Genomic DNA, 21,698 nt, shown 5'->3' on the forward strand with positions numbered 1-21,698 from the left:
ATCGATGTCTTCCTATCTTTGCGTTTGCATTAATTTCTTAATACTTTGCGTTTAAGGATATTTGATTAACTTAATCAAATTTCATGTATGCAGTTTTCAAGGTACAATGCTGACTGATGTTTTATCAGCCATCTGAAAGGAAAATAGCTTTTTCTCTCAGATCACTGGTAAAACCAGCATATATTCTCATCAGGATCTCTCCTGTTTTTCTTTTTTTGATCTGGCGCCCACCTGCTCTCCCACACCGTCTCCAGTGCAGTACCATCGGCCGATTGGGTCTTAACCGTCGTGTTCGGGATGGGAACGGGTGTGTCCCCCAACCGCATCGGCACCAGAAATCTTTCAGCTTGATAGCTAAACAGTAAAACACATTCTCTGTTTCTCTACTTTTTTCCTTAGAAAGGAGGTGATCCAGCCGCACCTTCCGATACGGCTACCTTGTTACGACTTCACCCCAGTCATCGGTCCCGCCTTCGGCAGCTCCTCCCTTGCGGTTAGGTCACTGACTTCGGGCGTTACTGACTCCCATGGTGTGACGGGCGGTGTGTACAAGACCCGGGAACGTATTCACCGCGGCATTCTGATCCGCGATTACTAGCGATTCCAGCTTCATGTAGTCGAGTTGCAGACTACAATCCGAACTGGGACGTTATTTTTGGGATTTGCTTACCCTCGCAGGCTCGCTTCCCTTTGTTTACGCCATTGTAGCACGTGTGTAGCCCAAATCATAAGGGGCATGATGATTTGACGTCATCCCCGCCTTCCTCCAGGTTATCCCTGGCAGTCTCCACAGAGTGCCCATCTTAAATGCTGGCTACTGAGGATAGGGGTTGCGCTCGTTGCGGGACTTAACCCAACATCTCACGACACGAGCTGACGACAACCATGCACCACCTGTCTCCCCTGTCCCGAAGGAAAGAAACGGTTAAGTTCCGGTCAGGGGGATGTCAAGACTTGGTAAGGTTCTTCGCGTTGCTTCGAATTAAACCACATGCTCCACCGCTTGTGCGGGTCCCCGTCAATTCCTTTGAGTTTCATTCTTGCGAACGTACTCCCCAGGTGGAATGCTTAATGCGTTTGCGGCGGCACCGAAGAGCTTTGCTCACCCGACACCTAGCATTCATCGTTTACCGCGTGGACTACCAGGGTATCTAATCCTGTTTGCTCCCCACGCTTTCGAGCCTCAACGTCAGTTACCGTCCAGTAAGCCGCCTTCGCCACTGGTGTTCCTCCTAATATCTACGCATTTCACCGCTACACTAGGAATTCCGCTTACCTCTCCGGCACTCAAGACGGGCAGTTTCCAATGCAGTCCCGGGGTTGAGCCCCAGCCTTTCACATCAGACTTGTCCATCCGTCTACGCTCCCTTTACACCCAGTAAATCCGGATAACGCTTGCCCCCTACGTATTACCGCGGCTGCTGGCACGTAGTTAGCCGGGGCTTCTTAGTCAGGTACCGTCATTTTCTTCCCTGCTGATAGAAGTTTACATACCGAGATACTTCTTCCTTCACGCGGCGTCGCTGCATCAGGGTTTCCCCCATTGTGCAATATTCCCCACTGCTGCCTCCCGTAGGAGTCTGGGCCGTGTCTCAGTCCCAATGTGGCCGTTCACCCTCTCAGGCCGGCTATGGATCGTCGCCTTGGTAGGCCGTTACCCTGCCAACAAGCTAATCCAACGCGGGTCCATCTTATACCACCGGAGTTTTTCACACCGAGACCATGCGGCTCCTGTGCGCTTATGCGGTATTAGCAGCCATTTCTGACTGTTATCCCCCTGTATAAGGCAGGTTACCCACGCGTTACTCACCCGTCCGCCACTAGAAACAATCTAAATCTGCCGAAGCTTCAATAAAAGGTTTCCCGTTCGACTTGCATGTGTTAAGCACGCCGCCAGCGTTCATCCTGAGCCAGGATCAAACTCTCTGATAAAGTGTTTGAATCTTTTACTCAAGACAACCGTTTGGCTATCTCTCGTTTTTACTGCTTTTGGTTTGTTTAAACCGTTCTTTAAATGTAAAGAAATTTTCGAGAATCGTATGTGTTTCACTGTTTAGTTATCAAGGTTTGTTGTGTCTGTCTCTCAGACAGCTCGTTTATTTTATCTCATTCTCAACTGCTTGTCAAGAACTTTTTTAATTTTTTTGAAGTGTTTAATCTTCAGAAAAATCAAAGCGGAGAAGGAGGGATTTGAACCCTCGCGCCGCGTTAACGACCTACTCCCTTTCCAGGGGAGCCCCTTCGGCCAGCTTGGGTACTTCTCCAAATTGCCCTACTTACTAAGTAGTTCTGATATTTATCTCTCTGCCGTTCTCAGCGACAGGTGATATTATATCTCGTATCTTTTATGTTGTCAAGTACTTTTTAACTTTTTTCAAAAGTTTTTATTCTGTATCTGACCAACGGAGAGAGTGGGATTCGAACCCACGCGCCCTTGCGGACAAACGGTTTTCAAGACCGCCTCGTTATGACCACTTCGATATCTCTCCATATAATGTTTCCCAACATTTTTTGTGCTGTTTTGTCAGCGCATGATGTATTCTATCATCAAATATCTTACCTGTCAATAACAAATTTGATATTTTTTTCAAAAAATTGGACATATAGCTTCAATTTCTGCTATATGTCCATATTTACCAGGATTTTCACCCTGTTCTACTCTCTATTTTCCCTCAGAAATGCCTCCGCAACCACCAGATCTTCCGGTGTTGTGATCTTGATATTGCGATAAGAACCTTCTGAAAAACGGATTTTCACCCCGGTTTCATGTTCTGCTACCATGGCATCATCTGTAATTCCGGTCATTTCCTTTTGACGAATGCTGGTATATGCACCATAGATCAGCGGATACTGAAAGATCTGCGGTGTCTGGACAATCCATACACTGCTACGATCCGGAGTTTCACTTACATTACCTTCTGCATCTGATATCTTGACGGTATCTTTGGAAGGCATACCGACAACACTTGCACCGGTTTTGGAAGCTGCTGCAAGTCCTCTTTCAATGATTGCATTATCAATAAATGGTCTGGCTCCGTCATGGATCAGAACATATTCTGTATCTTTACATGCCTGAAGCCCCTCGTATACAGAATCATATCGCTCTTTTCCACCGCATACCACAGCGGAAACCTTTGTGAAGCCGTATTTTCCCACAATTTCCTCTCTACAATAGGAAACATACTCCTCTCCTGTTACGAGAATGATGTCCCGTATCAGTGGACTTTCCTGAAAACAACGCAGAGAATAACAGAGTACAGGCATTCCGCCCAGCTCCATGAACTGCTTCTGTATCTTACTGTGCATTCTTTTTCCCTGGCCCGCTGCCAGAACAATAGCTGTGTTTCTGCATTCTCCCATGATAATTACCCCGGATTTCCTATCTTTCGCCAAGCTTCAGGTTGGGAACTGCATTAAGATCCCAGCTGTGGCGTGTTCCTCTGATATATTCATAATATGCCGCCACTCCGATCATAGCTGCATTATCTGTACAGAAGATCGGTGACGGACGGTAAAACTTGTAGCCGTGATCCGCACATGCCTTCTCCATAGCTGCACGAAGAGCCCCGTTAGAAGCCACTCCGCCTGCAATCGCAATTTTTTCCATGCCATGGTCAGCTGCTGCCTGCATGGTATGCTCCACCAGTACATCAACAACCGCTTTCTGAAAAGATGCCGCGATATCTGCACGATTCACTTCCTCACCTTTCATCTTCGCGCCGTTTAAGTAGTTGAGAACTGCTGATTTCACACCGCTAAAGCTGAAATCATACGGATTCTCGCCAATTTTTGCCCGTGGAAACTCAATGGCCTCCGGATTTCCTTCTTTTGCCAGCTTATCTATCTTCGGGCCGCCCGGATAGCCAAGTCCGATGGCACGAGCCACTTTATCAAAAGCCTCGCCAGCTGCATCATCTCTGGTTCGTCCCAGGATCTCAAACTGCCCATAATCTTTCACAATAACAAGGTGAGTATGTCCACCGGACACGATAGCACAGAGAAATGGAGGTTCCAGATCCGGGTGCTCGATATAATTGGCTGAAACATGTCCTTCAATATGATGCACACCAACAAGGGGCAGATTTTTTGCATAAGCGATTGCCTTGGCCTCTGCCACACCTACAAGAAGTGCGCCAACAAGCCCAGGTCCGTATGTTACGCCGATCGCATCAAGATCATCCAGAGTAACTCCCGCTTCATCCAGAGCTTCCTGGATTACCTGATTGATTCTTTCTATATGATTTCTGGAGGCGATCTCAGGTACGACACCGCCGTAAAGTTTATGGATCTCGATCTGTGATGAGATTACGTTTGATAAGACAGTCCTTCCGTTCTTTATCACGGAGGCTGCTGTTTCATCACAGGAGCTCTCAATACCAAGAATTAATGTATCTTTCATTTTTCAGTCCTCTTCAAAATTCAGTTCCATACTTTTGCCGTCTTTTCCCGGCCATGCCTTCGGAAAGATCTCACGGACTGTATCCATGTAATCATCCGGGCGCACCAGTGACGGACTGTAGTGGGTAAGCCACATTTCATTTACCTTCGCATCGCGTGCCAGAGTTGCAGCTTCACGAAATGTCATGTGCTTGTAGCCTTTTGCTTTTTCGATCTTGTCGTCTTCCCCGTACATTCCCTCGCAGATAAAAAGATCCGAATCTTTTGCATTGCGCAAAATGGATTCCGTTGGTCTGGTATCTGTTGTATAGGTAAGCTTGATTCCTTTTCGCGGCGGCCCAAGCACCATGTCCGGTGTGTAGACTCTGCCCTCATCTTCTACTGTCTGTCCCTTCTGCAGAGGATTCCAGAATTTCAGCGGGATCTCATGCTCTCTGGCACTGTCCGGAGAAAATTTTCCCTGGCGGAGGATCTCGAGGGTATAGCCATAGCAGATTACATTATGGTTTACACGAAACGCAGTGATACGATAACCATTCAGTTCCAGAACTTCCTCCGGCTTCGTGATCTCTATAAATTTTATTTCAAAAGGCAATTCCGGTGCAATAACGCGAAGTGCGTTCACCACACGCTCAAGCCCTCTTGGTCCTACAAGAGTCAGTGGTTCTGTACGATCCGCATTTCCCATTGTAAGAAGAAGCCCCGGAAGTCCGCTGATATGATCCCCGTGATAATGGGTGAAACAGATCACATCGATGGGCTTGAAACTCCAGCCTTTTTCTTTGATGGCTACCTGTGTTCCCTCTCCGCAGTCGATCATCAAACTGCTGCCGTTATAGCGGGTCATCAGAGCAGTAAGCCATCTACGCGGCAGCGGCATCATTCCACCGCAGCCAAGCAAACAAACATCTAACATTTTTTTCCTCTTTTCCTGTCATTACTTCCCATCTGTACGTGTCATAAGGACAGCGTCCTCCGTGGGGTCTGTATAATAAGCTTTGCGCAGTCCATCCTTCACAAAGCCCTGTCTCTCATAAAGCCTGATTGCAGTTTCATTCCCTGCGCGTACTTCCAGATGGATCATGGTAATGCCCCGCTCACAAGCCAGCCGCACCATACTCTCCATCAGGAAATTCCCGATTCCTTCTCTCTGGCGGTCTTTGCGCACAGCAACATTTGTCACATCGCCCTCATCCAGCACTGTAAGAAGTCCGCAGTATCCCAGAATCTGTCCTTTCTCTTCCACAACAAGAAACATTGCATTATCTTTCATAAGGAATGTAAAAAATCCCTCTTTTGTCCAGGGAACGGAAAAAAGCTCTTCTTCGATCTCCATGACCTGATCCAGGTCATCTGCCAGCATCTCCCGCAAGATCATGCTTTTTCACCTTCTGCTTTCAGTTTCCCGGCACGTTCCCGCTCTGCCTGGGACACACGGAGATAGTCCGGCTTATGTTCAGCCGCTGTCTCTGTTCTGCCTTCTTTAACATAAAGAACTCCAAGTGCACCCACTGCGCCTGCTCTCTGTCTGGAAAGGTGAGCCGGTGCAAAAGAATACGGCACATTCAGCTTCTCTGCAATAATATCCTTAAATACAGGCACTCCGTCTCCCAGGAAAGTCACCGGCTCCTGCATTTCATTCAGCATGGAAAGAAGTTCCTCGATTCCCACTGCCATCTGGTCTTTCACAGTTGCAAGCTTATGATCCTCATAACGGTAGATTCCCGTGTATACCTGTTTTCTTCTTGCATCCATGATCGGACAGATCAGTCCATTTACATCATAGAGATTATAGGCAAGTGCCTCCACTGTCGGAACTCCCACAAGCGGCTTATCAAGAGCAAGTCCAAGTCCCTTGGCTGTGGCAGAACCGATACGAAGTCCTGTAAAAGATCCAGGTCCTTTCGCTACTGCAATGGCATCAATGGTTCCAAGATCAAGCTCTGTCATCTTCACGATCTCATCCAGCATTGGAAGAAGTGTCTGTGAGTGTGTTTTTTTATAATTAACCGTATATTCCGCTACCAGCGTCTCATCCTCCACAACGGCTACGGATGCCACGATACCGGAACTGTCCAGTGCCAAAACTCTCATTTTGTCTCTTCTCCTCTCTCCTCGATAGTAATCTTTCTGTAATCAAATCCCTTGTCAAGATCTTTCTCAATAGTAACTTCGATCCTTTTTTCCGGAAGTATCTCCTCGATCAGTTCTGCCCATTCGATCAGGCAGATTCCCTGTCCGAAAAAGTAATCATCGTATCCGATTTCTTCCATTTCTTCCAGATCTGCGATACGGTATACATCAAAATGATAAAATGGCAGACGGCCGTCTTCATACTCCTGGATAATGGTAAATGTAGGACTGTTCACAGGCTCTGTAATCCCAAGTCCTGCAGCCACACCCTGGGTAAAGACTGTCTTCCCAACTCCAAGGTCGCCTGTCAGTGTGTAGATCTGTCCCGGTTTCGCATTCATTCCGATCTTTCTTCCGGCCTCGAATGTTTCCTCCGGATCATGCGTTTCTATGATCATATTTTCCACCTTTTTCTTGCACAATTATTCTTTGCATATTATAATAGAGCGAACAGCGAAATACAATACTTTTTGAAAAGGAGTGCGAAAACTATGTCTAATCCTATCGTTACTATTACTATGGATAATGGCGATGTAATGAAAGCGGAAATATATCCGGAAGTTGCACCTAATACTGTAAATAACTTTATCAGCCTTGTTAAGAAAGGTTTCTATGACGGACTGATCTTCCACCGTGTTATCAACGGTTTCATGATCCAGGGCGGATGCCCGGACGGAACCGGAATGGGCGGTCCCGGATACAGCATTAAGGGTGAGTTCTCCCAGAACCGTTTCAAGAATGATCTGAAACATACACCAGGCGTTCTCTCCATGGCAAGAGCTATGAATCCGAACTCTGCCGGAAGCCAGTTCTTTATCATGCACAAGGCTGCTCCGCATCTTGACGGAAGCTACGCTGCATTCGGACAGATCATCGAGGGAATGGATGTTGTAAATGCTATTGCTGAGACAGACACTGACTACAGTGACCGTCCTCTTGACGAGCAGAAGATCAAATCCATGACTGTTGAGACTTTTGGCGTGGATTATCCGGAACCGGAGAAATGCTAAGAAGTATTTTTTCCGCAGGAAAACTGTAATTTGTAATATAAGTAAATCCCGGAAAATGGATAGTATATCGTAATATGATATGCCTGTTCACTTACCGGGATTTTTTATATTATCGGAAACTATGGCTATCCGAAAAATCAATATATCGACTATTTCTTATTTATCGAAAGTTTTCACTTCTCCATTGACTTTTGCAAAATAAAGCTCTGCATCTTTTTCAAGTCCGGCTCTTCCGTTGGTTCCTTCTGTGATTGCTTTCTTCACCTCTTCAATCTGGTCATCCGGTACAAGAAGCCTGAGAACTACTTTATCTGTGTATTCAGAATCCAGGATCGGAAGCTTTCTTTCTCCTGCTATGTACTGGATCTTTCCGATTCCTGTATAATCTGCTGTTACCTGAAGGGAGATCCCATGATGTTTTTCGATCACAGTACTTGCTGCAAGTCCGGCCTGCACAGCACCTGAGTAGGCCCGTACAAGCCCGCCGGTTCCAAGAAGCACGCCGCCAAAATATCTTGTCACAACAATTGCCGCATTATAGATTCCTGCACCAAGAAGCACATCCAGCATCGGTCTTCCAGCTGTTCCGGACGGCTCTCCGTCATCGCTGCATCTGGTAGCTTCCCTGTTCATTCCTACAGAATATACATAACAGTTATGCCGTGCATCCCAGTATTTCTTCTTCATTTCTTCGATAAAGGCAAGTGCCTCTTCTTCTGTCTCCACAGGACGGACAGTTGCAATAAAGCGGGATTTCTTCTCAACCAGCTCCCCTTCTCCGCCTTCATATATGGTTTTATAGTGTTCCAGCATATCTTTTATGCCTCCGTTTTTTCTGAGTTTTCGTAACTTACAGTTACCTGTTTTCTTTATTGTATAATAATTGACAGCTTTGCGCAATGTATAAGATATCAATGACTACAGCAATTCTCAGGTTTTCTGTGACCTTCGCTCACACAAAACACCTCGCGGAATATCACTAGTGAATCAATGGTATTCAGATAACGTTTCCTGATTTAATATCGCGATTTGTGAAATTTTTTTTAAGGGTTTATTTAGCATTCCATATTTGATATAATGGAACGGATTATAAAGGAGGAATAACATGAACTACGGAAAAAGATCCACTTCTAAGAAGCGGAATGCTCTGATCTCCCGTACTTCCATGCTGGAAAAAAGAGCTCACGTTTCGTTTATCCGGGTTTTATTTACAGCTCTGATTGCTGTCTGCGTCATGGTTATCTGCCTTGGCATCGGTTCTTTCCGAGGCGTGATCGCCGGTGCACCTGATGTCAATGATGTGGATATTTCACCTCTCGGATATGCAACGTTCCTGTATGATGATCAGGGAACTCAGATGCGGCAGCTTTCAGCACCTACATCCAACCGTCTCCCGGTAGCTCTGGAGCAGATCCCGGTCAGCCTGCAGCATGCAGTGGTGGCTATTGAGGATGAACGTTTTTATGAACATAACGGTATTGATGTCCGGGGTATTGCACGTGCCGGTATGAAAGCAATCACAACCGGTAATTTTTCGGAGGGTGCCAGTACCATCACACAGCAGCTTCTGAAGAACAATGTTTTTACAGACTGGACTAACGAATCCACACAGCTGGAACGTTTTACACGTAAATTTCAGGAACAGTATCTTGCCGTGCAGATTGAGAAAAAATACAGCAAAGATGTGATCCTTGAGAATTACCTGAACACCATCAACCTGGGCGCAGGTTCCTACGGTGTACAGGCTGCATCCAAGAAATATTTTAATAAAGATGTATGGGACCTGAACCTTTCTGAATGTGCCACACTTGCAGGCATCACCCAGAATCCGACCAAGTTCAACCCTATTACAAATCCCAAGGCTAATGCCAAGAGACGTAAGGAAGTCCTGGATCATATGCTGGATCAGAAATATATTTCCCAGGATGAATATACGGCAGCATTAAATGACGATGTTTACTCCCGGATCCAGCTTGCACAGATGGAAAATACAGAGGAAGAAAGCACTGTCTACACATATTTTGAAGATGAAGTTACCAATCAGGTTATCAGCGATCTGATGAACATCAAAGGATATACCAAGACACAGGCTACCAACCTTCTTTACAGCGGCGGTCTGAAGATCATGACTACTCTGGATTCCAATATCCAGCAGATACTGGATGAAGAATATGCAGATCCATCCAACTATCCGGCTGATACTCAGTACGAGCTGGATTATGCACTGACTGTACAGACTCCGTCCGGAGAGCAGGTCAACTACAGCAAGGAAATGCTGCAGCTTTATTTCCGTGATCAGGATCCTGAATTTGACCTTCTTTTCAGTTCTCCTGAAGAAGGACAGCAGTATGTTGACCAATACAAAGCCAATATCCTTGCCGACGGAAGCACTGTTGTTTCCGAACGTGTCAACTTCGCCCCACAGCCGCAGTCTTCCATGACTGTCATCGACCAGCACACCGGATATGTGAAAGCCCTGATCGGCGGCCGCGGCGAAAAAACTGCCAGCCTTACCCTGAACCGTGCAACAGATACAACCAGACAGCCTGGTTCTACTTTCAAGATCGTATCTACCTATGCACCGGCTCTCAATGAAAAAGGGGATACACTGGCAACTACCTTTATGGATGAACCCTATGAATATCCGGACGGTTCTCCGGTCAACAATGCAAGCCGTAGTTACGGCGGCGAGACAACCATCCGTAAAGCGATCCAGAACTCCATCAACGTTGTAGCTGTTAAATGCCTGGAGCAGGTTACTCCTTCTCTTGGTCTTAAATATCTGGATGATTTCGGATTTACCACACTGGCCCACGGAACAGACGCAGATAAGGATGCCAACGGAAATGTATGGAGTGACGCCAACCTTGCAACTGCACTTGGCGGAATTACCAACGGTGTCAAGAACGTTGAGCTCTGTGCCGCTTATGCAGCTATTGCAAACAACGGAAATTATATCAAACCGATCTATTATACACAGATTCTTGATCATGACGGCAATGTTCTCATTGAGAACTCTTCTGTTTCCAGATCCGTCATCAAAGACAGCACAGCCTATCTTCTTACAAGTGCCATGGAAGATGTTGTCAAAAAAGGTACCGGTACAGCCTGCCAGCTTGACAATATGACAGTTGCAGGTAAGACAGGTACTACCGAGGATTACAATGACCTCTGGTTTGTAGGTTATACACCATATTACACATGTGCTGTATGGTCCGGTTATGATAATAATGAGAAGATTCCGGAAGATGCCCGCAATTTCCACAAGAATCTCTGGAAAAAAGTTATGAATCGTATCCACGAAGGACTGGAGGACAAAGATTTCGAAATGCCGGCAAGTGTTGAGAAAGCAAGTGTCTGCTCTGAGACAGGTCTCCTGCCGCGTGCAGGCTGCCCGACTATCACAGAGTACTTCGATATTTCCAGTCTTCCAACTGAATACTGTGATCAGCACTTCTATGAAAGCAGTTATGATTACGATGAAGACTACTATAATGAAGATACAGACACCGACTCAGCAGCAGAAGCAATTCCAAGCGCTGCTCCTGACAGCACGGATAGCACAGACAACGGCGACAGTACAGATAATACGGACAGCACAGATAATGGTTCCGGTGATAATACTGACGATTCCGGAAATGGCGATAATGGTGATGACTCTGGCGGCGGTGACACTGGTGATGATACCGGTGACGATGGCAGCGGTGATGACGGCGGCGGTTCCGAAGAGGACCCTGTAGAATATTACTGATTTCTAAAAAAATACCGGCTCCCGGATGTCAGATATTAATCTGATATCCAGGGGTCGGTATTTTTTTCAGAAATTCACACTTATATTCGTTCAATTACAGAACCATCTTAGCGGCACCGTAGATTCCGGCATCATTACCAAGTGTTGCGATCACGATCGGCGTATCTTTGCAGGATGAAAAAGTATACTCTTTGTAATATTTCCGGATACAGTCGATCAGAGGCTGTCCGGCCTTGGAAACACCGCCGCCGATCACGATAGTCTCCGGATCTGTCACACAGGCAAATATTGCCAGGGAGCCGCCAAGCTGCTCGCCTACTTTCTCCATCGTTGCCACAGCTACCGGATCATTCTCCTTAAATGCGTCCAGAACAGCTTTTGCAGAGATATCATCCATATCGCGGAGAACACTGTTCTCACCGGATGCTGCAAGTTCTTTTTTTGCCATGCGGACAATTCCTGTTGCAGAAGCAAACTGCTCCAGACAGCCTTTGTTTCCACAGTTGCAGGACTCTGTCTCATGATGATCCACATTGGCATGTCCGATCTCACCGCCAGCTCCGTGATGTCCTGTTACAATCTTGCCGTCAACAATGATTCCGCCGCCGACACCAGTTCCAAGCGTTACCATGATCACATCCGAGGAACCTGCTGCTGCACCCTTCCATGCCTCACCAAGTGCTGCTACATTGGCATCATTTCCTGCTTTCGCGCGAAGTCCTGTCATTTCTTCCAGCTCGCCTACAACATTCTTATATCCCCAGTAAAGGTTTACTGCACGCGGTACTTCACCTTTGGAGTTCACTGGTCCCGGAACACCGATTCCAACACCTTCTACATCATCTTTGGAAATGCCTTTCTCTTCGATCTTGGCATTTACGGCCGCAGCCACATCCGGAAGGATCTGCTCTCCGTTATTATCCTTGCGAGTCGGGATCTCCCATTTCTCAACAAGAGTTCCGTCTGTGCGGAAAAGTCCGCATTTTACAGTTGTTCCGCCTACATCAATTCCAAAACAATATGTTCTCATTTCTTATCCCCTCTTATTCTTCGTCCTCTGGATTCTCTCTCTTCTTAGCAAGGTTTGCCTGCACACGCTTATACAATGCCTCTGCTGCATTGTATCCCATCTTCTTCTGTCTGTGGTTGACAGCTGCTGCCTCAACAATGATTGCCAGGTTACGACCTGGGCGAATCGGAAGGGAATGGCATACAACCTTGTTTCCAAGATATTCCGTATACTCCTCATGAAGTCCCAAACGGTCATATTCCTTGTCTCTGTCCCACTCCTCAAGCTTGATAACAAGGTCAATAGACTGTGTATCCTTAACGCTCTCTACACCGAACAAAGTCTTTACATCGATGATGCCGATACCACGAAGCTCGATAAAGTGACGTGTGATATCCGGAGCAGATCCTACCAGTGTTACATCACTGACCTTACGTATTTCAACAACATCATCACTGACAAGGCGGTGTCCACGTTTGATCAGCTCCAGGGCTGCCTCACTCTTACCGATTCCGCTCTCACCTGTAATCAGGATACCCTCACCGTAAACATCCACAAGTACTCCATGGATGGAAATGCAAGGAGCAAGCTGTACGCCAAGCCAACGGATGATCTCTGCCATAAAGCTTGAAGTTGTTCTTTCTGTCACGAATGTTGGGACATTATATTTAACAGCCAGATCGATCATATCCTGAGACGGACGTGTCATAGTACTGAAAATAACACATGGGATCTTGCTGGAGATGAAACGCTCATATTTAAAACGTCTCTCCTCCTCATTAAGCTGCATCAGGTACGTATACTCTACATATCCGATAATCTGAACACGCTCATTTGCAAAATGCTCCAGATATCCGGTAAGCTGAAGCGCAGGTCTGTTGATCTCTGCAGTCTTGATCACGATGCCTGACAGGTCGATTTCCGGAGTCAGATTGGTAAGCTCCAGTTCCTGTGCCATCTTTGTCAACTGTACACCCTTCATACTTTTTTATCTCCTTTTCACTGAAAGTTTGCATTCTCACTGCCGTTTTACCGGGGCGTGAGACACCTTATGTTTAATTATACACAATCATGATAAAAACTGCAATGCGGCATCAGGATTTATGGAAAAATTCATACACCTGACGGGCACTTCCTGTGTTCATGCTCTCTGTCTGTGCCAGTTCTTCCTCCGAAGCATCCCGGATATTTTCCACAGATTTGAATTTTCGAAGAAGAGCTTTCCTCCTTGCATCTCCGATTCCGGGGATATCATCCAGAACAGAATGCACCTGTCCCTTGCTTCTGAGGGAACGGTGGTATTCAATGGCAAAACGGTGAGCTTCATCCTGGATTCTTGTGATCAGGCGGAATCCCTCGCTAGATGTGTCAACAGGGATTTCCACATTGTCGTAATACAGGCCCCTTGTTCGATGGTGATCGTCCTTTACCATGCCGCATACAGGAATGCTGATTCCAAGCTTATCCAGAACTTTAAGAGCTATATTTACCTGGCCTCTTCCTCCATCCATAAGGATCAGATCCGGGAGCCTTGCAAAGCTGTCAAATTCACCGTTGCTTTCATGGGTAAATCTTCGGGTCAGAACCTCCTCCATACTTGCATAATCGTTAGGACCCTGAACCCATTTGATCTTGAATTTGCGGTAATCGCTGCGTTTCGGGCGGCCTTTTTCATAAACGACCATGGAACCTACAGACTCAAAACCGCTGATATTGGAGATATCGTAGGCTTCCATGCGGACTACACCTTTAAGTCCCAGCCAGTCTTCTACCTCATGGACGGCGCCGATGGTACGTCCTTCTTCTCTCCTGATCCGCTCTCTGTCTTTGGAAAGAACCATGCGGGCATTTTCCAGGGCAAGTTCTACCAGTTTCTCCTTGGTACCTTTCTTCGGGACACGGATATGCACTTTCTGCTTTCTTCTGGCAGTAAGCCATTCTTCGATAATGTCCGCATCCTCGATCTCACTCTGGAGCATGATCTCAGACGGGATAAACGGTGTTCCTGCATAAAACTGCTTCAGGAAGCTTGAGAGCACCTGAGCTTTTGTATCGCCCTTTGCTACCCGGAGATAGAAGTGATCCCTGCCGATCAGCTTGCCATCTCTGATAAAAAATACCTGCACAACCGCATCCTGATCCCTAAGATCTTCACTCTCATCCATAGCTACTGCGATAATATCGCGGTCTTCCCGGCCATATCCTGTGATTTTCTGGCGTTCCCCGATCTTTTGGATACTGCGGATCAGGTCACGGGATTCCATTGCATCCTCGTAACGCATCTCCTCGGAAGCTTTCTGCATTTTCTCTGTAAGCTCGTCAATAGTGGCCTTGAAATCACCATTCAGAAAACGGACCACTTTACTGATGTTTTTACGGTATTCTTCCTGACTGATATATCCCTGACAAGGTGCATCACACTGCTTCATGTGATAATACAGACAAGGTCTGTCCTTTCCTGTATCTCTTGGCAGGGTACGGTTACAGGAACGCACCTGATAAAGCTTTCTCACCAGCTCTATCACATCTTTTACTGCACTGCCGCTTGTGTATGGGCCGAAGTATCTGGCCTTGTCTTTTTTCATTCTTCTGGCAAAAAGCACTCTTGGATATGGCTCATTAACTGTTACCTTGATAAAAGGATAACTCTTGTCATCTTTCAGCATGGTGTTGTATTTCGGACGGTGTTCCTTGATCAGGTTGCATTCCAGAACAAGTGCTTCCAGTTCAGAGTCCGTAATAATGTACTCAAACCTGGTGATATGCGTTACCATCTGCTCAATCTTTGCGCCTTTGTTGCGGCTGCTCTGGAAGTACTGGCGCACACGGTTCTTAAGGCTGACGGCTTTTCCCACGTAGATGATCTCGTCTTTTTCACCATGCATGATATAGACTCCCGGTTTCCCCGGCAGTTTCTTTAATTCTTCCTCAATTATGAACATATACTCTCTCCTGATGCTTATAACTGCTGTTTCCGGTATAATACTGCAAAAACCGGGATCACTCCCGGTTTTTGTATGACCTTGTTTTATGCCTGCGGTCCCGGCTTTTCTTTTGTTTCTGTCTGATCCTGTGCATCACAACTTTGCATCTCAGGATTCTCTGCTGACCGGAGTTCATGTACTACTGCTGTATCAGCCTCCGGTACAGACTCGATCTTTACACTGTCCTGTTTATTGGACACTGCTTTCTCATTCTCGGAAAGCACCAGATCTTCCAGATTCTCAGGAATATCCATTCCCTGCTGTACTGCGCGGAGAATCTTCATAAACTCTTTTCCGGTGATGGTCTCCTTTCGGATCAGATACTCTGCGATCTTATCCATCTCTGTTCTGTGGCTGCCCAGTATTCTCTTGGCCTCCTCATAAGAGTGGTGAAGAAGCTTCATGACCTCATGATCAATCTCTGTTGCTGTATCATCACCGCAGTTTAAAACTGCTCTTCCGCTTAAATACTGATTCTCCTGTGTAGCCAGTCCCATCAGCCCGAATTTCTCAGACATACCATACTGAGTGATCATGGCTCGCGCCACCTTGGTCGCCTGCTCGATATCATTGGCTGCGCCGGTTGTCACCGTGTCAAAAACAATCTCCTCTGCGGCACGTCCGCCGAGATATCCAACCAGCATAGCTTCCAGTTCTTTCTTGGTGTTTAAATATTTCTCTTCCTCCGGAACCTGCATAACGTAGCCGAGAGCTCCCATGGTACGTGGTACAATGGTAATCTTCTGTACAGGCTCTGAATCCTTCTGAAGGGCATTTACCAGAGCGTGTCCAACCTCATGGTAGGAAACGATCCGGCGTTCCTGCTTGCTTAAGATACGGTCTTTCTTCTCTTTACCAACAAGAACTACCTCAACGGACTCCTCAAGATCTTTCTGTGATACAGCCTTACGGCCTTTCTTAACTGCAAGGATCGCTGCCTCATTGATCATATTGGCAAGGTCAGATCCTACTGCTCCGGATGTTGCAAGTGCAATGGTCTCAAAGTCAACCGTCTCATCCAGAAGCACATTCTTGGCATGTACTTTCAGAATATCCACCCGTCCTCGAAGATCCGGTCTGTCTACGATCACGCGTCTGTCAAAACGTCCCGGACGGAGAAGTGCAGGATCAAGAACTTCAGGTCTATTGGTAGCTGCCAGGATCAGAAGACCCTTGGAAGTATCAAATCCATCCATCTCTGCAAGAAGCTGGTTCAGTGTCTGCTCACGCTCATCGTTGCCTCCGCCGTAACGGGAATCACGGCTCTTACCAATGGCATCGATCTCATCGATAAACACGATACAAGGAGCATTCTTCTTGGCTTCCTCAAAAAGATCACGGACACGAGATGCACCTACACCTACGAACATCTCCACAAATTCCGAACCGGAAAGTGAGAAGAACGGTACCTGCGCCTCACCTGCAACTGCCTTGGCAAGAAGTGTCTTACCTGTTCCAGGAGGTCCCACAAGAAGGGCACCTTTCGGAAGCTTCGCTCCGATAGCTGTGTATTTCCCAGGATTGTGAAGGAAATCCACCACTTCCTGAAGAGATTCCTTGGCCTCATCCTGTCCTGCCACATCCTTGAAGGTGACACCTGTTTCTTTCTGAACATAAGCCTTGGCCTTGCTCTTGCCTACGCCCATTCCCATAATACCGCCGCCTTTGTTCATACGGCGCATGGAGAACATCAGAAGCCCAAAAAGAAGCAGTGTCGGCAGTACCACACTTAAGATCATTGCAACAAACTCGCCAAACACATCCGGCGGGTCAGTCTTAAACTTGATGCCCTTACCTTCCAGTCTCTTGGTCAGGGCTGTGCTATCCTCGGTTTTCGTAGTATAGTAGCTCATATCCTCGTACTCGGAATTCTGCTTCTTCGGTACGATCGTCAGTGTACTGGACTGAATCGTTACTTCCTTAACCTGGTCCTTATCCACCATATCGATGAATTTATCATAGGATATCTCACTGCTGTTGTCCTTCAGCATGTTGGTAAACAATGCGAAGCAGACCAGTGTTACCAGGAGGCATATCAGAAAAGCCAGAATCGACTGATGGTTCTTATTGGATCCCTGGTTCTTGGGATCTTTGTTATCAGGCTGTTTCCCGCCCTGATCATTATTCAGTTGATTATTCATTTTTTTCCTCCTCTTGTCATTTCTTTATTATAAAGATAAAACCTGCATAAATCAACCGCGATATTATAAAAATAAAAGGTAAAAAAACTTTACGGGATATTGCCAATGAACGGTAATGTAAAAAAACACATACTGGATATTGCCAGTAAATAGTAAGTTGTAGTATACTGTTCCCAGTGATTTGGAAAATTAAAAGAGGAGAGGAAATCAGACAAATGAAAATAGGTTTTGATAATGACAAATATCTGAAAATGCAGTCAGAACACATCCGGGAACGAATCAGCCAGTTCGGAAACAAGCTTTATCTTGAATTCGGCGGCAAGCTTTTTGACGACTACCATGCCTCCCGTGTTCTTCCGGGCTTTGAACCAGACAGCAAACTCCGCATGCTGATGCAGCTTTCTGATCAGGCGGAGATCGTTATTGTTATCAGTGCCAATGACATTGACAAGAATAAAGTACGTGGCGACCTTGGCATTACCTATGACGAGGATGTTCTTCGTCTCATGGGTGAATTTACAAGCCGTGGCCTCTATGTGGGAAGCGTGTGCATCACACAGTACTCCGGCCAGGAAAGTGCCGATCTCTTCAAGAAACGCCTGGAGAAACTGGGAATCCGTGTTTACAAGCTTTACCTGATCCCTGGATATCCAAGCAACACTTCTTTCATCGTAAGTGATGAGGGATATGGAAAGAATGATTATATCAAGACTACCAGACCCCTGGTTGTGATCACAGCTCCAGGACCCGGAAGCGGAAAGATGGCCACCTGCCTTTCCCAGCTCTACCATGAATATAAACGCGGTGTAAAGGCCGGCTATGCGAAATTTGAGACCTTCCCGATCTGGAACCTCCCGCTGAAGCATCCGGTAAACCTGGCATATGAAGCAGCTACCGCTGATCTTAACGATGTTAATATGATCGACCCGTTCCATTTGGAAGCTTACGGCGAAACAACCGTCAACTATAACCGTGATGTGGAAGTTTTCCCTGTTGTACAGGCAATGTTTGAGAAAATCATGGGAAGCTGTCCTTATAAATCTCCTACTGATATGGGTGTCAATATGGCCGGCAACTGCATTATTGACGATGAAGCCTGCCAGGAAGCATCCCGTCAGGAGATCATCCGCCGTTACTATAAGAGCATGAATGCACTTGTTTCCGGTTCCGGCACTGAAAACGAGGTCCGCAAGATCGAGCTCCTTCTCCAGCAGGCTCACGCAGAACTTCATGACCGCAAGGTCGTTCCTGCTGCCCTGGCAAAAGAAGAAGCAACAGGCGGCCCGGCAGCTGCAATGGAACTTCCGGACGGAAAGATCGTATGCGGAAAAACTTCCGACCTTCTGGGTGCATCTGCAGCTCTTCTCCTCAATGCACTGAAAGAGCTTGCAGGTATTGATCACGAGCTCCACGTGATCTCCCCTGATGCCATCCATCCGATCCAGCAGCTGAAGACCAAATATCTTGGAAGCAAGAACCCTCGCCTTCACATTGATGAGATCCTGATTGCCCTCTCTATGAGTGCTGCCACAAGTGATGCCGCACGTCTTGCCCTGGAGCAGATCCCGAATATTCGCGGATGCCAGGTTCATACTTCTGTTATGCTCTCTGATGTGGATGTGATCAGCTTCCGTAAGCTTGGTGTTGAACTCACCTGCGAAGCAAAAGCTGAGAAAAAACAAAAATAGTATATTTTAAAACGGGCTGTCTATTAGCAGACAGCCCGTTTAATGTTTTGCAGGTATTTACTGAACCGTAACAACTGATATTTTTATTTCTTTTTCGTCTTCGTTTTCGCTGAGATCGAAGTCACCGCCATCCTGTACGGAAACATGGACCTCATACAGAACATCTTCTGAAAGCGTCTCCGGTGTTTCTCCGCTTTCTGTCTGGATATGCCACAAATCCTGCGGTACTTCTTTAAGCGTACCGTCTGTACCATAACCGTAGAGTTTCAGTGCATCTGCGCTACCTGACAGCCCTTTCATCCGAAGTGCAACTGTAGTATTCGGGTGGATATTTTCCACAGTTACCGTACTCAGCCATCCGCAGACGCTGCCCTGACCTCCATCTGCCTCGAATTTTTCCTGGGTCAGCACATTTCTCATTGCCTTGTCCAGATCCACTTTTCGGTAAGGCATTTCCGGCAGATAAACGAATCTGTCCTGAAGTCTTAACAGCTCCAGATATCCGGTCGGGCAGTAAAGTGCATTTCCGCTGTTTCCTGCATACATGCCTATGGCCATATTGTTGTATCCCGGTTTGCTGGAAACATCCATGGAGAATACTGTTTCCCCTGTCTCAAAATCAAGCATGATATACTGCCACATACCTGTTTCCAGATTCTGGACATAACCATAAATATATCCGGTCGCAGTGGAAAGCTTCATCATGGAAGTATCAGACAGATCACTTCTGCACCAGATACTCTTCATTTCATATCCATTCTCTGTTCTGATAGTGTCCACTCGCTCCACACCTGGCATGATCATCTTATTTCCCTGGCTCAGCCAGTTTACATCATAAATATTTGCATAACTCTGAATGGAAGAATCACTGTCCTCTTTTCCGAGATTTGCACTTCCGGCACCAAACCAGTTGCATACAATGGTGCTTACCGTTCCCTCTCCGTTATCATATACGATCGCTGAATTTTCCACAGAAACCTGTTTTTCCTCCGGAAGCTCATCGATCACAGGAAGGCTTGCAACTTTTTCCCCTGTTTTCATATCAACAGCAAGAAGATTCACAGGATTCTGGTTGTCTGTAAACATGACCAGATTATCTGTCATAGACGGAGAACAGCCGCTTCCCCATGCAAGGCCGCCACCTGTAGTGGCATCTCCCTCCTTGCTCTCTTTTGCACCAACGCTCTCATAAGGAGTCTCCCATACTTTCTGTACTCCATTATCAGCAGAAAACAGATAGCAGTTGAGATTGGTCAGGATCACCGCACCCTCTTTGGAGGAAGCAATGCCATTTTCCGCACCCTCGCCCGGAGTCAGTTCATATACAAACACAGCATTTGTAAGATCTGCTTCTTCTCCGTTTAAGATAGCATCAATGGCACTGCGGGAAATATAGCCAACTGCCCCCTGCTGTTTTCGGTCAGGATAAATACGGAATCCACCGGTGGCAAACCATAAATTCCCGTCATAGTCAAATACTACAGAAAGAAGGTTCTGATCCAGTGTTTTTCCAAGAACTGCCTCTGCTGCAGCTTTGATATCAATATCCAGTACTTTTTCGAATTCAGGCAGCACATTTCCTTCCTCATCTGTGGCTTTCAGCATCAGCACATGGTTGTTGCTGGTAGGACACACGATCCGGTTGCTCTCATCAACAAAAGAATAGGAGCTCTGAATCACATAGTCGCCGCTGTCATGCTGTTTCGGGGAAAAATATCCTTCTGTCTGTGTCTCATCCGCATTGATATCACGGATTGCAAGACCTCCAAGAAGAGGAACCACCGCATGACCGTAAGAATCAAAAAAGATCGCCGGAGATGCGTTTGCATTTACCTTTTCGTAGGAAACATTGATCTCAGGATAAATTCCAACCGGCAGCACTTCGTCCGTACTGTCCGTGTTATAGCAGTCGTGATGGATATTGGCATCAGCTTTTGCCATGTATGGATTCTCAGAAACCACCTTTGAGGAAAGTGGCTTTATGGGAACCTGAGAAGCTTCTTCACTTCCGGATTCTGCCTGAATTTCTGATGCCTGTGATTCTTCCTTCTGCATTTCTTCCGCAGAAACAGTATTTGCCGCATAACCGGAATTAACCGTAAGCATAGCTGTGATCACTGCAAGAATTATCGCTCTTTTTTTCATATCATCTTCCTCCTGAATTAAAAAATTATCTGCTGTGTCCGAAACAGGCAGCAAGTCCTTCCCTGATCTTCTGTTCTTCTACCGGTTCCATGAAGAAATATTCCACCCGCAGTCTGAATGCATGAAGGGAAAAATCAAGGTCACTGCTCCAGATGATCCTGCATCTCGGATACAGAGACCGAAGATGCTCTGCTGCATTGAGTCCTTTCACTCCCGGCAGTATCAGAAGTACAATGGCCGGCACAGTCTTTTGTATCTGTGCAAAAAATTTTTCCTGATCATAATAAACCTGAACCAGCGGAAATATATTTCTTTCAGCGCAGCAATTCAAAATATATTCTGTGTATTCCCGACCACTTTGCGCTTTATCCGTCAATACATCAATGCAATACACAAATCGCCCTCCTTTTCTGTTCGATTTTTTCCTTCACATGTTAAC

The 21,698-nt window shown here is 46.4% G+C and carries 16 protein-coding genes, 2 tRNA genes and 2 rRNA genes; 3 read left to right on the forward strand and 17 right to left on the reverse strand.

Annotated features, from left to right (window positions below; genetic code table 11):
* Positions 1-218: 218 nt before the first annotated feature.
* From rrf to tsaE, 10 genes are all read right to left on the reverse strand, one after another.
* Positions 219-336 (reverse strand): 5S ribosomal RNA (rrf, locus tag AC04Q4_RS08340).
* 63 nt (positions 337-399) lie between these two features.
* Positions 400-1,932, reverse strand: a 16S ribosomal RNA gene (locus AC04Q4_RS08345).
* Between the two features lie 243 nt (positions 1,933-2,175).
* Positions 2,176-2,264 (reverse strand) — tRNA-Ser (locus AC04Q4_RS08350).
* Between the two features lie 139 nt (positions 2,265-2,403).
* A tRNA-Ser gene (locus tag AC04Q4_RS08355) sits at positions 2,404-2,489 on the reverse strand.
* Positions 2,490-2,655: 166 nt separating this feature from the next.
* Positions 2,656-3,360, reverse strand: a complete 705-nt coding sequence (gene ispD / locus AC04Q4_RS08360; protein ID WP_173736919.1) for a 2-C-methyl-D-erythritol 4-phosphate cytidylyltransferase — start codon at positions 3,358-3,360, stop codon at positions 2,656-2,658.
* Between the two features lie 19 nt (positions 3,361-3,379).
* Positions 3,380-4,399 (reverse strand): tRNA (adenosine(37)-N6)-threonylcarbamoyltransferase complex transferase subunit TsaD, encoded by a 1,020-nt coding sequence (gene tsaD / locus AC04Q4_RS08365; RefSeq protein ID WP_173755478.1) that lies wholly within the window; start codon positions 4,397-4,399, stop codon positions 3,380-3,382.
* A gap of 3 nt (positions 4,400-4,402) precedes the next feature.
* A complete protein-coding gene (locus tag AC04Q4_RS08370) occupies positions 4,403-5,314 on the reverse strand; it encodes a ribonuclease Z (RefSeq protein ID WP_173736917.1) in 912 nt (303 codons plus the stop codon).
* Positions 5,315-5,335: 21 nt separating this feature from the next.
* Entirely contained in the window at positions 5,336-5,776 is a 441-nt protein-coding gene (gene rimI / locus AC04Q4_RS08375; RefSeq protein ID WP_173736916.1) for a ribosomal protein S18-alanine N-acetyltransferase, read from the reverse strand.
* A complete protein-coding gene (gene tsaB / locus AC04Q4_RS08380; RefSeq protein WP_173736915.1) occupies positions 5,773-6,492 on the reverse strand; it encodes a tRNA (adenosine(37)-N6)-threonylcarbamoyltransferase complex dimerization subunit type 1 TsaB in 720 nt (239 codons plus the stop codon). Before tsaB ends, rimI begins: the two co-directional genes overlap by 4 nt.
* The gene (gene tsaE, locus AC04Q4_RS08385) at positions 6,489-6,929 is read right to left on the reverse strand and encodes a tRNA (adenosine(37)-N6)-threonylcarbamoyltransferase complex ATPase subunit type 1 TsaE (RefSeq protein WP_173736914.1); all 441 of its coding nucleotides are present in this window, start codon (positions 6,927-6,929) and stop codon (positions 6,489-6,491) included. Before tsaE ends, tsaB begins: the two co-directional genes overlap by 4 nt.
* Before the next feature lie 93 nt (positions 6,930-7,022).
* Between tsaE and AC04Q4_RS08390 the strand changes: the two genes are divergently transcribed.
* Positions 7,023-7,541 (forward strand): peptidylprolyl isomerase, encoded by a 519-nt coding sequence (locus tag AC04Q4_RS08390; RefSeq protein ID WP_173736913.1) that lies wholly within the window; start codon positions 7,023-7,025, stop codon positions 7,539-7,541.
* Positions 7,542-7,697: 156 nt separating this feature from the next.
* Here AC04Q4_RS08390 and AC04Q4_RS08395 read toward each other — a convergent pair whose 3' ends face one another.
* On the reverse strand, positions 7,698-8,354 hold the full coding sequence (locus AC04Q4_RS08395; RefSeq protein ID WP_173736912.1) for a YigZ family protein: 657 nt from the start codon (positions 8,352-8,354) through the stop codon (positions 7,698-7,700).
* Between the two features lie 292 nt (positions 8,355-8,646).
* Here AC04Q4_RS08395 and AC04Q4_RS08400 point away from each other — a divergent pair, with 292 nt between their 5' ends.
* Entirely contained in the window at positions 8,647-11,292 is a 2,646-nt protein-coding gene (locus AC04Q4_RS08400) for a transglycosylase domain-containing protein (RefSeq protein ID WP_173736911.1), read from the forward strand.
* A 94-nt stretch (positions 11,293-11,386) separates the two neighbouring features.
* Here the strand turns inward: AC04Q4_RS08400 and AC04Q4_RS08405 are convergent, their stop codons facing one another.
* From AC04Q4_RS08405 to ftsH, 4 genes are all read right to left on the reverse strand, one after another.
* Positions 11,387-12,322: an ROK family glucokinase gene (locus AC04Q4_RS08405; RefSeq protein ID WP_173755479.1), complete on the reverse strand. Its 936-nt coding sequence runs from the start codon at positions 12,320-12,322 to the stop codon at positions 11,387-11,389.
* A gap of 13 nt (positions 12,323-12,335) precedes the next feature.
* Positions 12,336-13,283 carry an HPr(Ser) kinase/phosphatase gene (hprK, locus tag AC04Q4_RS08410; RefSeq protein ID WP_173736909.1) on the reverse strand — a complete coding sequence of 316 codons (948 nt, stop codon included), beginning with the start codon at positions 13,281-13,283 and terminating at the stop codon, positions 12,336-12,338.
* 112 nt (positions 13,284-13,395) lie between these two features.
* Positions 13,396-15,243 carry an excinuclease ABC subunit UvrC gene (gene uvrC / locus AC04Q4_RS08415; RefSeq protein WP_173736908.1) on the reverse strand — a complete coding sequence of 616 codons (1,848 nt, stop codon included), beginning with the start codon at positions 15,241-15,243 and terminating at the stop codon, positions 13,396-13,398.
* A gap of 86 nt (positions 15,244-15,329) precedes the next feature.
* Positions 15,330-17,426, reverse strand: coding sequence for an ATP-dependent zinc metalloprotease FtsH (ftsH, locus tag AC04Q4_RS08420; protein WP_476388836.1), 2,097 nt, complete (start codon positions 17,424-17,426; stop codon positions 15,330-15,332).
* Positions 17,427-17,641: 215 nt separating this feature from the next.
* Between ftsH and AC04Q4_RS08425 the strand changes: the two genes are divergently transcribed.
* Complete coding sequence (locus AC04Q4_RS08425) at positions 17,642-19,114, forward strand: DUF1846 domain-containing protein (protein WP_173736906.1); 1,473 nt, start codon at positions 17,642-17,644, stop codon at positions 19,112-19,114.
* A 57-nt stretch (positions 19,115-19,171) separates the two neighbouring features.
* On the opposite strand, the gene AC04Q4_RS08430 is transcribed toward AC04Q4_RS08425, so the two are convergent.
* On the reverse strand, positions 19,172-21,259 hold the full coding sequence (locus AC04Q4_RS08430) for an NHL repeat-containing protein (protein WP_476388837.1): 2,088 nt from the start codon (positions 21,257-21,259) through the stop codon (positions 19,172-19,174).
* Positions 21,260-21,284: 25 nt separating this feature from the next.
* The gene (locus AC04Q4_RS08435) at positions 21,285-21,653 is read right to left on the reverse strand and encodes a response regulator (RefSeq protein WP_173736904.1); all 369 of its coding nucleotides are present in this window, start codon (positions 21,651-21,653) and stop codon (positions 21,285-21,287) included.
* Between the last annotated feature and the right edge of the window lie 45 nt (positions 21,654-21,698).

Source organism: Blautia sp. HA8986 (assembly GCF_056504635.1).

Excerpts from the sequence above, each read along its gene's own strand:
- ispD (WP_173736919.1), bottom strand. The coding sequence starts at position 3,360 with ATGGGAGAATGCAGAAACACAGCTATTGTTCTGGCAGCGGGCCAGGGA.
- tsaD (WP_173755478.1), bottom strand. The coding sequence starts at position 4,399 with ATGAAAGATACATTAATTCTTGGTATTGAGAGCTCCTGTGATGAAACA.
- AC04Q4_RS08370 (WP_173736917.1), bottom strand. The coding sequence starts at position 5,314 with ATGTTAGATGTTTGTTTGCTTGGCTGCGGTGGAATGATGCCGCTGCCG.
- rimI (WP_173736916.1), bottom strand. The coding sequence starts at position 5,776 with ATGATCTTGCGGGAGATGCTGGCAGATGACCTGGATCAGGTCATGGAG.
- tsaB (WP_173736915.1), bottom strand. The coding sequence starts at position 6,492 with ATGAGAGTTTTGGCACTGGACAGTTCCGGTATCGTGGCATCCGTAGCC.
- tsaE (WP_173736914.1), bottom strand. The coding sequence starts at position 6,929 with ATGATCATAGAAACGCATGATCCGGAGGAAACATTCGAGGCCGGAAGA.
- AC04Q4_RS08390 (WP_173736913.1), top strand. The coding sequence starts at position 7,023 with ATGTCTAATCCTATCGTTACTATTACTATGGATAATGGCGATGTAATG.
- AC04Q4_RS08395 (WP_173736912.1), bottom strand. The coding sequence starts at position 8,354 with ATGCTGGAACACTATAAAACCATATATGAAGGCGGAGAAGGGGAGCTG.
- AC04Q4_RS08400 (WP_173736911.1), top strand. The coding sequence starts at position 8,647 with ATGAACTACGGAAAAAGATCCACTTCTAAGAAGCGGAATGCTCTGATC.
- AC04Q4_RS08405 (WP_173755479.1), bottom strand. The coding sequence starts at position 12,322 with ATGAGAACATATTGTTTTGGAATTGATGTAGGCGGAACAACTGTAAAA.
- hprK (WP_173736909.1), bottom strand. The coding sequence starts at position 13,283 with ATGAAGGGTGTACAGTTGACAAAGATGGCACAGGAACTGGAGCTTACC.
- uvrC (WP_173736908.1), bottom strand. The coding sequence starts at position 15,243 with ATGTTCATAATTGAGGAAGAATTAAAGAAACTGCCGGGGAAACCGGGA.
- ftsH (WP_476388836.1), bottom strand. The coding sequence starts at position 17,426 with ATGAATAATCAACTGAATAATGATCAGGGCGGGAAACAGCCTGATAAC.
- AC04Q4_RS08425 (WP_173736906.1), top strand. The coding sequence starts at position 17,642 with ATGAAAATAGGTTTTGATAATGACAAATATCTGAAAATGCAGTCAGAA.
- AC04Q4_RS08430 (WP_476388837.1), bottom strand. The coding sequence starts at position 21,259 with ATGAAAAAAAGAGCGATAATTCTTGCAGTGATCACAGCTATGCTTACG.